Genomic DNA, 13,519 nt, shown 5'->3' on the forward strand with positions numbered 1-13,519 from the left:
GGCGTGTCGGCGGCCGATGTCCTCACATTGCGGTGTTCGACTCGACTGGGAAAGCGCACGCCGGTAATACTGGAAAAGACCGTACGACCGGGGGGCCAGTTGTTCGACGACGAGAAGCGTCAGCGCGCCATCGAAGCACTAGGGGTTCTCGACACCCCTCCGGATGAACGCGTCGACCGCGTCGCCCGGCTCGCCCAGGAGATGTTCGGCGTCCCTATGGTGAGCGTCACGCTCATGGACGGCGGCCGGCAGTTCCGCAAAGCCCAGATCGGCCTCGGCGGACACGAGGCTCCACGCGCCGACTCCTTCTGCGACCTCACGATCCGGCAGGAGGGCACGCTGGTGATCGAGGATGCCGCCACCGACGACGCCTTCGCCGAGAACCCGTTCGTGGTCGGCGACCCGCACCTGCGCTTCTACGCCGGGCACCCGCTGCGTGCGCCGGGCGGGGAGCAGGTCGGCACACTCTGCATCGTCGACACCCAGCCGCGCACCCTCGACGATCGCGGCAGAGAGCTGCTGCGCGAGCTCGCCCTGTGGGTGCAGGCCGAGATCATGGACGCGGACGAACTGGACTACGCGTCCGTCGTCCAGCGGTCGATGCTCCCCTCGCGCACGCCGGAGGTAGCGGGCTACACGCTCGCCGCTGCGGCGGCCCCCGCAGGTCACCTCCTCGGCGACGTGTACGACTGGCAGGTCGTGGACGGGCGGCTGCGGGTCACCCTCGCCGACGTCATGGGCAAGGGCGCCGGACCTGCGATCATCGCCTCCGCTGTGCGGGCTTCGCTGCGCACCGCCCCGCAGCGCCCGCTCACCCAGGCCGTGAGCGAGATCGACCGCATGCTCGAGGACGACATCGGCGGGTCGAACATCTTCGTGACCGCCGTCGCCGCCGACATCGACATCGCGTCCGGCACGATGGCCTTCATCGACGCGGGACACAGCCTCGCGTTCGTGCTGCGCGCCGGAGGGACGTGGGAGCCGCTGAGGTCGACGGGCCTGCCGCTCGGCATGGGATTCGACGAGACCCGCACGGCTTCGGCGACGCGGCTCGATCCGGGTGACGTATTCATGATCTGCAGCGACGGGCTGCTCGACGTGCTCGACACCGACGACCCGTTCGGTCACGTGCACGACACGCTGCGCACCCTCGGCCCCGCCGGGGCCGTGCAGGAGGCGACGGCCCTCGCGGCGCGGCGCGGCGCGCCCGACGACGTCACGGTGCTCGTCGTGAGGAGGGACGCGTGACCGCACGCTTCGTCTGGATCCGCATCCTGGCGCTGCTGTCGGTGCTGCTCGGCGTTAACTACATCGTCTGGCGCTGGCTCGACTCGGTGAACTGGGCGGCGTGGTGGATCGCGGTGCCGCTGGTGATCGCCGAGACCTACAGCCTCATCGACACCTTCCTGTTCTCGGCGACGATGTGGCGCGCCCGCGAGCGGCCGGCCCCGACCTCGCCTCCCGAGGGCACGGTCGACGTGCTCATCACGACCTACAACGAGCCCGTCGACATGGTCATCGCGACCGCCCGGGCCGCCAAGTCCATCGCCTATCCGCACGAGACGTGGATCCTCGACGACGGTGCGCGACCCGACATGGCCGCCGCGGCCCGGCGGCTCGGTGTCGGCTACATCACGCGCTCCGCCGACTGGGCCGGCAAGCCGCGGCATGCGAAGGCCGGCAACCTCAACAACGCGCTCTTCCAGACGGAGGGCGAGTTCCTCCTGATCCTCGACGCCGACCAGGTGCCCGATCCGCTCATCCTCCACCGCACTCTGGGCTACTTCGCCGACGACCCCGGGGTCGCCCTCGTCCAGACCCCGCAGTGGTTCGTCAACGTCGACGACGCGGATCCGCTCGGCAGTCAGGCGCCGCTGTTCTACGGCCCCATCCAGCAGGGGAAGGACGGCTGGAACGCGGCGTTCTTCTGCGGCTCGAACGCGGTGCTGCGCCGCGACGCGCTCATGCAGCTGGGCATCGTCGGGTACGTCCGCAGCCTCGAGCAGTCGACAGCGCGCACGCTGAAGGCCTCCGAATCACTGCTCGCGCATGCGGCACGCGACCGCGAGGCCGACCCCGCGGTGCGTCAGCAGCTGCGGGTGCTGCGCGGCGAGGTCGCGCAAGCCCGAGCCCGGCTCGACGAGGGTGACCCGATCGCGGACGTGACCTACCGCGTGCAGTCCGCCGTCGACACGGCCTCGCGCGAGCTGGTCCGCGGCGACCTGTCGCGCGTGCGGGCCGACCTCGCGTCGATCGGCGAGCTGCCGGTGCAGCGAGACGTCGAGATCGACGCGATCGTCATCGACGACGCGGGCCTGGACGCCCTCGCCGCGCGCGAGCTGTCGCCGCTCGGAGCCATCGACTCGGTGTCGGCCCTGCTCGAGGCGCTGCGGGTGGACCGCCCCGACGAGGCGCAGCCTGTGCAGCCGATGGCCACGATCTCGGTCACCGAAGACATGGCGACCGCGATGCAGCTGCACTCGCTCGGCTGGAAGAGCGTCTACCACCACGAGATCCTGGCGCACGGGCTCGCTCCGGAGGACCTCCGCACGATGCTCACGCAGCGCCTGCGCTGGGCGCAGGGCACCCTTCAGGTGATGCTGCGGGACAACCCGCTCGTGAAGAGGGGCCTGTCGGCCGGCCAGCGGCTGATGTATTTCGCGACGATGTGGAGCTACCTGTCGGGCTTCACCGCGATCATCTACCTCGCTGCGCCCGTGATCTACCTCGTCTTCGGCGTCATGCCCGTCACCGCGTGGAGCGTCGACTTCTTCGCGCGCTTCCTGCCGTACTTCATCATCAACCAGATCCTGTTCCTCGTCGTCGCGAAGGGGATCAAGACGTGGCGCGGCCAGCAGTACGCGCTGGCGCTCTTCCCGGTGTGGATCAAGGCCTGCACGTCGGCGTTCTCGAACGTGGTGCTGAAGCGCCCGCTCGGCTTCGCCGTGACGAAGAAGGACGGCCGCGACGAGTCCGGCCCGCCGTGGCGCGAGATCTGGCCCCAGCTGACGGCCATCGTCGTGCTCGTGTTCGCGCTGGCGATCGGCCTCTCACGCCTGGCGGTCGGAACGGCCGACGGCACGGGCACCCTCGTCAACACCGTCTGGGTGATCTATGACCTGGCGGTGCTGAGCGTCATCATCCAGGCAGCCCTGTACAGCGGGCCCGCGCGGCCCGCGCCCGAGCCCGAGGAGGCAGCGTGAATCTGATCGTGACACCCGGCGAGGCGTTCGCCGTCGTGCGACCGGAGGGGCGCCTCACTGCGACCTCGGTCCCGCGACTCAAGAAGGCCGTCGACGACCTCGTCGGCGACGGCAGCACGCGCATCGTGGTGGATCTCTCGGGAACCGAGTTCGTCGACTCGTCCGGACTCGGCGCGCTGATCGGCGGCCTCAAGTCAGCCCGGCTCGCCGGCGGCGACCTGCGCATCGCCGCCGCCACCGAGCCGGTGCGGCGGGTGCTCAAGCTCACCAACCTCGACCGCGTGCTGCGCGATCACCCGACGCCGGAGTCGGCGTTCGATGGCGACTGAGCCGACCCTCCGCCTCGAAGGCGTGGCCGACGACGCGCTCGTCGACCGCGTGCACGATGCCCTCGACGAGCTCCTCCGCCGCTTCCCGGACGTCGGCGACGAGGACGCGATGCTGTTCCGCCTCGCGGTCAGCGAGGTCGCCACGAACATCGCCGCGCACGCGCTGGCGCGCGAGCCCGTCCGCGTGACGGTCGAGCTCGACGCCGACACCGACGCGCTCTCGGCCGTCTTCACCGACACGGCCGAGCCTGCCCTCATCGACCTCGGCTCGGTCTCGATGCCGGGGGCCGACGCCGAGTCCGGGCGAGGGCTCGCGATCGCCCTCGCCACCCTCGACGAACTCGTCCACGAGACCGAGCGCGGCAACATCTGGCGGCTGCGCCGCCTGCGCCACGACGACTGACCTGCTCCGCCACCGCGAGAAGCAGCATCCGTGCGCGTTCGCGGACTTTTCGGTGCGCCGAAAACAGGGTACGTTTTCGGTATGCCGAAAACTGCCGAGGACGTCAGCACGCCGACGCCGCTCCTGAGCCGGCGCCTGTCGATGCCGCGCCTCGCGTGGCTGATCGGCCCGGCGCTCGTCGCGGGGGTCGCATACCTCGACCCCGGCAACGTCGCGAGCAACATGACGGCGGGCGCCCGGTACGGGTACCTGCTGGTGTGGGTCGTGGTGCTCGGCAATGTGATGGCCTGGCTCATCCAGTACCTGTCGGCCAAGCTCGGCATCGTCACCGGCCGCAGCCTGCCCGAGACCCTCGGCCGACGCATCGGCAACCGCTGGGGCCGCCGCGCGTACTGGCTGCAGGCCGAGCTCGTCGCGATGGCGACCGACATCGCCGAGGTGATCGGCGGGGCCGTCGCGCTCAACCTCCTGTTCGGCGTCCCGCTCCTGTGGGGCGGCGCGATCACCGGCGCGGTGTCGATCGCGCTCCTGCTCATCCAGTCGAGGCGGGGTCCGCGAACGTTCGAGTTCGTGGTGATCGGCCTGCTCGCCATCATCGCGATCGGCTTCTCGTTCGGCGTGTTCGTCGCCCCGCCCGACGGCGCGAGCGTGGTGGCAGGCCTCGTGCCCCGCTTCGAGGGCACCGACTCGGTGCTGCTGGCGGCCTCGATCCTCGGCGCCACGATCATGCCGCACGCCATCTACGCGCACAGCGCCCTGGCCCGTGACCGCTTCGCCCCGGCACCGGCGACGGCCGGCGCGGCCCTCGGCGGCGACCGACTGATGCCGCGCGGCTCCCGCGCTGCCGACGCCCCGATCGGCGCCCCGGCAGACCCGACGCTGGCCGAGCTGCGCGGCATCCCCACCCGCCGCCTGCTGCGCGCGACGAAGTGGGACGTCACGATCGCGATGCTCATCGCGGGCACGGTGAACCTCTGCATCCTGCTGCTCGCGGCGGCGAATCTGGCCGGCGTCCCGGGCACCGACTCGCTCGAGGGGGCGTACGCCGCGCTGTACGCCGGGCTCGGGCCGCTCGTCGCGACGCTGTTCGCCGTCGGGCTGCTCGCCAGCGGCCTCGCCAGCACGTCGGTCGGCGCGTACGCCGGCGCCGAGATCATGCACGGCCTCCTGCACATCCGCGTGCCGCTGCTCGCCCGCCGGCTGGTCACGCTGATCCCGGCACTCGTGATCCTCGCGATCGGCTTCGACCCGACCGTCGCGCTCGTTCTGAGCCAGGTCGTGCTGTCATTCGGCATCCCGTTCGCGCTCATCCCGCTGGTCGCGCTCACCGCGAACCGCGAGGTTCTCGGCGGGTACCGCAACCGCGTGTGGACGACGATCGCGGGGATCGCAGCATCCGTGTTCCTCATCGCCCTCAACGGCGTGCTGCTGTACCTGGTGCTGACGGGCGCGTGAGAGGCCGGCCGGTACCCTGAAACCGTGGCCTCCCCTGCGATCGACGACTACCTGAAGACGATCTACCACCACACCGAGTGGCAGGACGACCGCATCACGCCGTCGCAGCTGGCCGCCGAGCTCGGCCTCGCGCCGTCGAGCGTCACCGAGATGGTGCAGAAGCTCGCCGCCCAGGGTCTCGTCACGCATCGCCCGTACGGTCCGATCGCGCTGTCGGAGGAGGGCGAGCGCCGCGCGGCGGCGATCATCCGTCGTCACCGCCTGATCGAGACGTGGCTCGTCAGCGAGTTCGGCTACGCGTGGGACGAGGTGCACGACGAGGCCGAGGTACTCGAGCACGCGATCAGCGACCGGCTGCTCGAGGGCATCGACGAGCGGCTCGGGCGCCCCCGCTTCGACCCGCACGGCGACGCGATCCCGGATGCTGCGGGCCACGTCCACCGCGAACCCTTCGTGCTGCTCGCCGCGGCGCCGGTCGGACACGTGGGCCGTGTGCTGCGCGTGAGCGACCGCGACCCCGAACTGCTCCGGGCCGTCGAGTCGGCCGGCGTGGCCGTCGGCACGACCGTGACGGTGACGGATGCTGCCGCCCTCCGCATCGGCACCGCTGCGGTGTCTCTTCCCGACGCCGCGGCCGACGCCGTCTGGCTCAGCGCCTGACCCGCTTCCCCTTCCTCGAGTCGCCACAACACGCGGGTGTCGAACCCGGCCCACGGCGTGTCGTGGCGACTCGGGAGAAGCCCGGACCGGGTGCGGGCAAGTCAGAAGAAGATCACGCCCGCGAGGTAGCTGACGCCCATCGTGCCGAGGCCGACGGCGAGGCTGCGGATGAGCATGCGCAGCGCCGACAGGCGGCCGACGCCCGCCGCCACCAGCGAGGTCAGCGCGAGCGACACGACGACGGCGACGATGATCGCCCACGTCTCGATCGCGACGGGGGCGTAGTAGGTGATGAGCACGGGGATCGCCGCGCCGATCATGAAGGCGATGGCGGTCTCGAGCCCGGCCCACCAGGGCGCCGAGCGGTGCGTGATCTCCTCGAGCCCATGCTCCGCGTCGAGCTGGGCGCCGAGCGCGTCGCGCGCCGTGAGTTGCTGCGCGACCTCGAGCGCGAGGTCCGGCGCGAGCCCGCGCGACTCCCAGTGGGCCGCGAGCGTCGCGAGCTCCCCCGCCGGGTCCCGCTGGAGCTCCTCCTGCTCGCGCGCGGCGATCCCGAGCTCGGACTCGCGCTCAGCCGCGACCTCGGCCCACTTCGCTCCGCCGGCGCTCAGTCCGCCGGCGATCATCGCGGCGATCGCGGTGAACAGCAGCAGGCGGTCGCCGGCGCCGGCACCCGCGAAACCCTGAAGCAGACCCGCGGTCGCGATGATCCCGTCGTTCGCGTCGATCGCCCACGAGGTCTCGCGCACGCGCGCGACGAAGCGCGCCCACAGCGACGGGGCGACCTCGGCCATGCGACCTCCCGCGGTCAGTCTGACAGCCGGGGTCGCGGCATCCGTGTCCCGACACAGAATCGGAGATCCACGACGACGCGCCGGGGGTGGATGCTGCGCGCCCGCGTGTCGCGCAGAACCTCCGATGCTGTGCGCGCCGGGTCAGCGGCGCGCCGCCACCTCGAACGGCCAGCGCACGCCCGTGGCGGTCTCGGCGACGTCCCAGAGGCGCGCGGCCACGACGGGATCGCGCGTGATCTTCGAGGCGGTCTGCTTGCGGGGCTCGCCGCGCGAACCGGTGCGCGGACCCCAGAACTCGCCGCCCTCGATGTCGGGGTCGGTCAGTGCCCGCACGAGCGGCCAGGCGCCGTGCTCCTTCGACTGCGTCATGGCCGCCTGCAGGTTGTCGCGGAACCGCTTGGCGCGCGACGGCTCGTTGACGCCGACAATGCCGGGCGTGCGGCCGCCGGTCGAGTAGCCCGGGTGGGCGACGACGCTCGCGACCGGGATGCCGGCCGCGCGCAGTCGCCGGTCGGCCTCGAAGCCGAGCGCCGTCGTCGCGACCTTCGACTGCACGTACGCGCGCCAGGCCGAGTAGTCGTCGACGAGCTGCGGGTCGACCGGGTCGTAAGGCGTGAGGGAGGTCGACATGCTCCCCACCCACACCATGCGCCCGTGAGCGTCGGCGAGGGCCGGCAGGAGCTCTCCGGCGAGCGCGTAGTGGCCGAGGGCGTTGGTCGCGAACACGACCTCGTGCCCGTCGATCGTGGTCTCGCGCGACTTCGGTGCGTGGACGATGCCGGCGTTGAGCAGCACGCCGTCGAGGGGGCCCTTGCCGCGCACGCTCGCGGCGGCCGAGCGCACCGACGCGAGGTTCGAGGTGTCGAGGATGAGCGGCTCGGTCGCGTCGGGTGCAGCCTCCGGCACCCGGCGGCGGATCGCCGCGCGCGCGGCCGACAGCCGGTTCGGATGGCGCGCCGACATGAGCACGTGCGCGCCGGCGCGTACGAGCTGCTCGGAGGCGAAGTAACCGAGGCCGGCATTGGATCCGGTCACGAGGTACACGCGTCCGGAAAGGTCTGGGAGGGTCCGGGGGTCCCACGTCACGGGAACGACCCTACGCCTGCCCGCCGCCTAGTCTGGACGCATGCGGACCCGCGCGGACATCGAATGCTGGCTCACCGACATGGACGGCGTGCTGGTCCACGAGAACACCCCCATCCCCGGGGCATCGGATCTGCTGCAGCAGTGGACCGATCAGGGCGTGCCGTTCCTCGTCCTCACCAACAACTCGATCTTCACGCCGCGCGATCTGTCGGCCCGGCTGCGGGCGTCCGGACTCATCGTTCCCGAGGAATCGATCTGGACCTCGGCCCTCGCCACCGCCGACTTCCTCAAGTCGCAGATGCCCGGCGGTTCAGCCTTCGTCATCGGCGAGGCGGGCCTGACGACCGCCCTCCACGAGGCCGGCTTCATCATGACCGAGACCGACCCCGACTACGTCGTCGTCGGCGAGACCCGCAACTACTCGTTCGAGGCGATCACGAAGGCGATCCGCTTCATCAACGCCGGCGCCCGCTTCATCGCGACCAACCCCGACGCCACCGGCCCGTCGACCGAGGGCGTGCTGCCGGCGACCGGCGCGATCTCGGCGCTCATCACGAAGGCGACCGGCATGGAGCCTTACGTCGTCGGCAAGCCGAACCCGATGATGTTCCGCTCGGCGCTCAACCAGATCGGCGCCCACTCCGAGAACACCGGCATGATCGGCGACCGCATGGACACCGACGTCGTCGCCGGCATCGAGGCTGGCCTGCACACCGTGCTGGTCCTGACGGGCATCAGCGACGCCGCCGAGATCGCCCGCTATCCCTTCCGCCCCGACGAGGTGCTGAACTCGGTCGCCGACCTCCTCGACCACGAGCCCGTCGAGTCGGAGGACCCCGAGCTGCTGTAGGCCCACCCGCACCTCGGATTCTGGCGACTCGCCAGATCGGGTGCGGTTGTCCACAGTTCTCTGGCGGCTCGCCAAAACTTGCGCGTCAGGCACGCCGGTCGAATCCGGCGCGCCACCCGCACCTCGGATTCTGGCGACTCGCCAGATCCAGTGCGGTTCTCCGCGGTTCTTGGCGACTCGCCAAGAACCGGCGCGCGCAAATGCGCTGACTGTGGCGATTCACCAAAAGCGGCCGCGCGAGGCGACAGCGGGAGAACGGATGCCTCGGGGCGAGGCATCCGTCCCGCTGCGACAGGTCAACCGGGCTTCCGCAGGAGAGTTCAGGCATGAACGGCCCTGTCGAGCCCCGGTTGACCTGTCGAACATGCGGCGAGGGACGGATGCTGCGGCCCGGGGCCTGCGCCGGGTGAGGTGCGGCGGGCTTCCGCAGCGGCCGCCGCACCCGGTCAGGCCGCGACCGCCGCACCCGGTCAGGCGGCGACCGCGGCGCCCGGTCAGGTCGCGACCGCCGCACCCGGTCAGGCCGCGCCCGCCGCACCCGGTCAGGCGGCGACCGCGGCGCTGACGTCGAGGTCGGCGGCGTCGAGGCGGGCGCGCACGTCGGCGTCGAGGACGAGCTCGGACGCGGCGAGCGCCTCCTCGAGCTGCGCGACGCTCGAGATGCCGACCACGGGGATCACGGGCACCTCCCCGCCCAGCAGCCACGACAGCGCGACCTGGTTGGGGGTCGCGCCGATCTCGGCGGCGACGTCGTGCAGTGCGCGCACGCGCTCCCGGTTCGACGCGTGCCGCATGGGCGCCCACATCGGCTTGTCGTCGCGGGCGAACGCCCCCTGGTGCAGCGGCGAGTACGCCGTGACGGTGAGCGGCGGACGCCCGTCGGCGCCCGCGGCGGCGACGTAGTCCAGGAGCTCGACCGACACGTCGTTGGTGCGCCCGAATCCCGGGCTCGGGTAGACGTAGCTGTAGCCCTGCTGCACGACGCCGTACGGGTCGACGCCCTGCCGCAGCGCCTCGTCGCGCGCCTCGATCAGGCGCCACAGCGCGACGTTCGAGATGCCCGAGATGCCCACGAGCCCCTCGCGCTGCAGCTGCCCGAACGCGGCGACCGTCTCGGCGATCGGCGTCTCGCGGTCGTCGACGTGCCCGTACAGCACATCGATGCGGTCGACGCCGAGGTGCTGCAGGCTGAGCCGCGCCTCGCGGGCGACGACCTCGGCCGACAGCCCCTGGAAGTTCGTCGGCTCGACGTTCTGCAGCGGCAGCGCCGGGTCCTTCTTCGCGGCGCCGAGCTTGGTCGCCAGGCGCACATCGCCGAGGCCGCCGCGGCGGCGGATCCACGCGCCGAGCACGTCCTCGCTGTCGCGCCCGTGCCCGCCGACCCAGGCGTTGTAGTTGTTCGCGGTGTCGACGAAGGTGCCGCCCGCGTCGGCGAAGCGGTCGAGGATCTCGAGCGACGTCGTGGTGTCGGTGCGCGTGCCGAAGAACATGGTGCCGAGGCACAGGGTCGAGACCTCGAACGAGGTCGTGCCGTTGGAGATGGTGCGGTACCGCATGAGGTGCCCTTTCCGTGGTTCGTGGTCCCATCGTGGATCGCGAGCGGTCTGGGAGTACGATCCGATGACATGGTGGAAACCCAGACCAATCCGGTCGCGTGGGAGACGCTCCTCGACCTCGCCGCGTACGACGGCCCGCGTCACGTGCGGCTGGAGCAGGCGGTGAGGGATGCTGTGGCCACCGGCCGTCTGACGTCCGGCGCCGCGCTTCCCCCGAGCCGGCTGCTCGCGACGTCGCTCGGCGTCTCGCGGTGGGTGGTGACCGAGGTGTACGGGCGGCTCACGGCGGAGGGCATCCTCGAAGCCCGGACCGGGTCGGCGACGCGGGTAGCAGAATCCTTTCGCGCCACCGCTTCGCGACCTGAACCGGAGCCCGTCGAGCCGCTCCGCCGACCCCGTTACGACCTCGCCCCCGGAGTCCCCGACCTGCGGAACGCACCCCGCGCGCTGTGGCTGCGCGCCATGACCGAGGCGCTGACCGAAGCCCCCGACGCCGAGCTGTTCCGGCTCGACGGCGACGTGCCGGCCGCGCGGGCGGCGCTCGCCGCCTACCTGTCCCGGTCGCGCTTCGCGCGCGCCGACGCGGACGCCGTCCTCGTCACGCACGGCGCCACCGACGGCATGCGCCGCGTCGCCCGGGCACTGCGCACCCTCGGCCACACCGCGCTGCTCGTGGAGGACCCCTCCTGGCAGCGCATGCGGCAGGTCGCCGCGGCGGAGGGCCTCACCTCGGTGCCCGTTGCCGTCGACGGCGACGGGGTCGACGTCGCGGCGCTGGTCGAGGCATCCGTCCGCACCGGCGCGCGCGCCGCCCTCGTGACGCCCGCGCACCAATTCCCTACCGGCGTGCCGCTGTCGGCCGAGCGCCGGGAGGGACTCCTCGCCTGGGCGCGCGCCCGCGACGGGGTCGTGATCGAGGACGACTACGACGCGGAGTTCCGCTACGACCGGCGCCCGATCGGCGCGCTGCAGGCGATGGCGCCCGACCGCGTCGTGCTCGCGGGAAGCCTCAGCAAGACCGCGACGCCCGCGCTCGGGATCGGCTGGCTCGTGCTGCCGCCGTGGCTCCGCGACGCCGTGCGCGACGCGGGAGCGGCGGCGCCGTCGACACTCGATCAGCTCGCGCTCGCCCGCTTCCTCACCTCCGGCGGCCTCGACCGGCACCTGCGCGGCGCCCGCACCCGCTACCGGCGCCGGCGCGAGGCGCTGCTCGCTACCCTCGAACGCGCGCTGCCCGAGTGCCGCGTGTCGGGCATCGCGGCGGGGCTTCACGTCGTGCTCGACCTGCCGTCGGGCGTTCGCGCGGCCGACGTGGTGCGCGCGGCGGAGCCCCGCGAGCTCGGCCTCACCGACATCCGCCGCTACCGCGTCTCACCCGACGCACCCGCGCCCGAGCGCCTCGTGCTCGGCTACGGCGACCTCGCCGATCCCCTCGTCGACGAGGCGGTGCGCGTGCTCGCCGACACGGTGCGCGAGGTCGCCGCGCGCGACGTCACCGGCTCCGGGTAGGGTCGCGGCATGGGTGCGCTCGACGACGGCGAGATGGTGGAAGTGACGGATGCTGCTGCCTGGCGCGCGTGGCTCGACGCCCACCATCGCACCTCCAAGGGGGCGTGGCTCGTGCGGGCGCGACCGGGCTCGGGGCTCGAGGTCATCGGCTACGAGGACGCGATCCTGCAGGCCCTCTGCTTCGGGTGGATCGACGGCCCGGTGCGCTCGTTCGACGAAGAGCGCGGGGGCCTGTGGTTCGCGCCACGGCGTGCGACGAGCGGCTGGGCGGCGACGAACAAGGCGCGCCTCCTCCAGCTCGAAGAGGCCGGCCTGATCACCGAGGCCGGCTACCGCGCGGTCGAGGTCGCCAAGGCGAACGGCGCGTGGACGGTGCTCGACAACGCCGAGGCGCTGCGCGAGCCCGACGACCTCGCCGCGGCACTCGACGCCGAACCCGCTGCGCGCACCGCCTGGGACGCGTTTCCCCCGTCGAGCCGCAAGCTGGGCATCTCGAACGTCGACATGGCGCGACGACCCGACACCCGGGCCGCGCGCGTCGCGAAGATCGTGGCGGACGCCGCGGAAGGCAAGCGCCCGTGATCTCCGAGACCGAGCAGACGCTCCTCCTCGTGACGGCCGCGATCATCACGCTCGGCACGCTCACGGTCATCATCTGGCAGTGGTGGCGGGGGCGCGGCAAGCGCGACTGAACCCGGTACGCCCCGACGGCTGACCCGGCCCCGCCGCCCGTCAGCCCTTGTGCTGCTCGCGGTAGGCGCGAGGACTCATGCCGTGCGTGCGGCGGAACTGCCGCGAGAAGTAGAACGGGTCGTCCAGCCCGATCCGGCGCCCGACCTCGGCGACCGGCAGATCGGTCGTGTCCAGCAGCGCCCGGGCACGCGCCATCTTCAGGGCATGGTGGTGTGCGTGCACACCGCCACCGGTGGCCTGGCGGAACAGCGCGGCGAGGTGCGACGGCGACACCCCGACCATGGCGGCGAGCTCCGCGACCTGCACGCGCCCGTCGACACGCTCCTCGAGATAGCGCATCGCACGCTCGACCGGCGCTCCCTCGCTCGGAAGGGCCCGATCGACGACGAGCTGGGTGAACAGGCGCCAGGCCATTCCCGACGTCGCGACGAGACGCGCTGGCGTCGGCTGGAGAGCGAGCGACACCGAGATCTCGTCGAGCAGTGCGGTGACGCGCTCGACCTGGCGCAGCGACAGCGTCAACCGGTCGGGACGGATACCGGCCGCCTCGGTGAGCTCGAGCACGTCGGTCCCGCGCACGTGGCACCACCAGATCGTCCAGGGATCTGTCGCATCGGCGCCGTAGGAATGGGCCACGCCGCCCGGGATGACGATCGCCGTCGAGCTCCCCACGCGCGTGCGGATGCCATCCGCCTCGACCCATCCCGACCCGGCGACGCACACGATCACGATCGTCTCCGCCGCCCCGCCGGGGCGATGTCGCCCGTGGTGTCTCGCATGCGGGAAGTACCCGGCATCCGTCACCAGCATGCGCCGCGTCACCGGGCGCACGAGCGCGGCGTCGACAAGAGGCCGCGGGACGACGCTCAGCCGCTCCCGCTCGAACCCCTCCGCACGCTCCATTCCGGCATCCTGTCACGAATCGCCGTCGGATCGTCCAGGTCGATGCGACGATCCGACATGGCCGCAGGACTCCCGCGC

Annotated in this window: 13 protein-coding genes; 9 read left to right on the plus strand and 4 right to left on the minus strand. The window is 72.1% G+C overall.

Annotated elements, in window-relative coordinates; genetic code table 11:
* Nucleotides 1-3 precede the first annotated feature (3 nt).
* The 6 genes from ACLBXX_RS05350 to ACLBXX_RS05375 all read left to right on the plus strand — a co-directional run bounded on the left by ACLBXX_RS05350 (nucleotide 4) and on the right by ACLBXX_RS05375 (nucleotide 6,050).
* Entirely contained in the window at nucleotides 4-1,248 is a 1,245-nt protein-coding gene (locus ACLBXX_RS05350) for a PP2C family protein-serine/threonine phosphatase (RefSeq protein WP_447657149.1), read from the plus strand.
* Nucleotides 1,245-3,203, plus strand: coding sequence for a glycosyltransferase family 2 protein (locus ACLBXX_RS05355; RefSeq protein ID WP_447657151.1), 1,959 nt, complete (start codon nucleotides 1,245-1,247; stop codon nucleotides 3,201-3,203). The genes ACLBXX_RS05350 and ACLBXX_RS05355 overlap by 4 nt, the downstream gene beginning before the upstream one ends.
* Nucleotides 3,200-3,532, plus strand: a complete 333-nt coding sequence (locus ACLBXX_RS05360) for an STAS domain-containing protein (RefSeq protein WP_447657153.1) — start codon at nucleotides 3,200-3,202, stop codon at nucleotides 3,530-3,532. Before ACLBXX_RS05355 ends, ACLBXX_RS05360 begins: the two co-directional genes overlap by 4 nt.
* On the plus strand, nucleotides 3,522-3,935 hold the full coding sequence (locus tag ACLBXX_RS05365; RefSeq protein WP_447657155.1) for an ATP-binding protein: 414 nt from the start codon (nucleotides 3,522-3,524) through the stop codon (nucleotides 3,933-3,935). Before ACLBXX_RS05360 ends, ACLBXX_RS05365 begins: the two co-directional genes overlap by 11 nt.
* Nucleotides 3,936-4,076: 141 nt before the next feature.
* Nucleotides 4,077-5,390 (plus strand): Nramp family divalent metal transporter, encoded by a 1,314-nt coding sequence (locus tag ACLBXX_RS05370; RefSeq protein ID WP_447657195.1) that lies wholly within the window; start codon nucleotides 4,077-4,079, stop codon nucleotides 5,388-5,390.
* Between the two features lie 24 nt (nucleotides 5,391-5,414).
* Nucleotides 5,415-6,050 (plus strand): metal-dependent transcriptional regulator, encoded by a 636-nt coding sequence (locus ACLBXX_RS05375; RefSeq protein ID WP_447657157.1) that lies wholly within the window; start codon nucleotides 5,415-5,417, stop codon nucleotides 6,048-6,050.
* A gap of 101 nt (nucleotides 6,051-6,151) precedes the next feature.
* On the opposite strand, the gene ACLBXX_RS05380 is transcribed toward ACLBXX_RS05375, so the two are convergent.
* Together ACLBXX_RS05380 and ACLBXX_RS05385 are read right to left on the minus strand one after the other, a co-directional pair.
* Nucleotides 6,152-6,844: a VIT1/CCC1 transporter family protein gene (locus ACLBXX_RS05380; protein ID WP_447657159.1), complete on the minus strand. Its 693-nt coding sequence runs from the start codon at nucleotides 6,842-6,844 to the stop codon at nucleotides 6,152-6,154.
* A 141-nt stretch (nucleotides 6,845-6,985) separates the two neighbouring features.
* The gene (locus ACLBXX_RS05385; protein WP_447657161.1) at nucleotides 6,986-7,930 is read right to left on the minus strand and encodes an SDR family NAD(P)-dependent oxidoreductase; all 945 of its coding nucleotides are present in this window, start codon (nucleotides 7,928-7,930) and stop codon (nucleotides 6,986-6,988) included.
* 40 nt (nucleotides 7,931-7,970) lie between these two features.
* Here ACLBXX_RS05385 and ACLBXX_RS05390 point away from each other — a divergent pair, with 40 nt between their 5' ends.
* Nucleotides 7,971-8,780, plus strand: coding sequence for an HAD-IIA family hydrolase (locus ACLBXX_RS05390; RefSeq protein WP_447657162.1), 810 nt, complete (start codon nucleotides 7,971-7,973; stop codon nucleotides 8,778-8,780).
* A 542-nt stretch (nucleotides 8,781-9,322) separates the two neighbouring features.
* Here the strand turns inward: ACLBXX_RS05390 and ACLBXX_RS05395 are convergent.
* Nucleotides 9,323-10,336, minus strand: coding sequence for an aldo/keto reductase (locus ACLBXX_RS05395; RefSeq protein ID WP_447657163.1), 1,014 nt, complete (start codon nucleotides 10,334-10,336; stop codon nucleotides 9,323-9,325).
* Nucleotides 10,337-10,405: 69 nt separating this feature from the next.
* Between ACLBXX_RS05395 and pdxR the strand changes: the two genes are divergently transcribed.
* The gene (gene pdxR, locus ACLBXX_RS05400; RefSeq protein WP_447657164.1) at nucleotides 10,406-11,845 is read left to right on the plus strand and encodes a MocR-like pyridoxine biosynthesis transcription factor PdxR; all 1,440 of its coding nucleotides are present in this window, start codon (nucleotides 10,406-10,408) and stop codon (nucleotides 11,843-11,845) included.
* 9 nt (nucleotides 11,846-11,854) lie between these two features.
* Nucleotides 11,855-12,427, plus strand: coding sequence for a YdeI/OmpD-associated family protein (locus ACLBXX_RS05405; protein WP_447657166.1), 573 nt, complete (start codon nucleotides 11,855-11,857; stop codon nucleotides 12,425-12,427).
* Nucleotides 12,428-12,577: 150 nt separating this feature from the next.
* On the opposite strand, the gene ACLBXX_RS05410 is transcribed toward ACLBXX_RS05405, so the two are convergent.
* Nucleotides 12,578-13,441, minus strand: coding sequence for a helix-turn-helix domain-containing protein (locus ACLBXX_RS05410; RefSeq protein ID WP_447657167.1), 864 nt, complete (start codon nucleotides 13,439-13,441; stop codon nucleotides 12,578-12,580).
* Between the last annotated feature and the right edge of the window lie 78 nt (nucleotides 13,442-13,519).

It is taken from the genome of Microbacterium sp. C23T, assembly GCF_053345975.1.

Bases quoted from the DNA above. Each gene is read 5' to 3' on its own strand.
- ACLBXX_RS05365 (WP_447657155.1), top strand. From the start codon at position 3,522: ATGGCGACTGAGCCGACCCTCCGCCTCGAAGGCGTGGCCGACGACGCG.
- ACLBXX_RS05370 (WP_447657195.1), top strand. From the start codon at position 4,077: ATGCCGCGCCTCGCGTGGCTGATCGGCCCGGCGCTCGTCGCGGGGGTC.
- ACLBXX_RS05380 (WP_447657159.1), bottom strand. From the start codon at position 6,844: ATGGCCGAGGTCGCCCCGTCGCTGTGGGCGCGCTTCGTCGCGCGCGTG.
- ACLBXX_RS05390 (WP_447657162.1), top strand. From the start codon at position 7,971: ATGCGGACCCGCGCGGACATCGAATGCTGGCTCACCGACATGGACGGC.
- ACLBXX_RS05395 (WP_447657163.1), bottom strand. From the start codon at position 10,336: ATGCGGTACCGCACCATCTCCAACGGCACGACCTCGTTCGAGGTCTCG.
- pdxR (WP_447657164.1), top strand. From the start codon at position 10,406: ATGGTGGAAACCCAGACCAATCCGGTCGCGTGGGAGACGCTCCTCGAC.
- ACLBXX_RS05405 (WP_447657166.1), top strand. From the start codon at position 11,855: ATGGGTGCGCTCGACGACGGCGAGATGGTGGAAGTGACGGATGCTGCT.
- ACLBXX_RS05410 (WP_447657167.1), bottom strand. From the start codon at position 13,441: ATGGAGCGTGCGGAGGGGTTCGAGCGGGAGCGGCTGAGCGTCGTCCCG.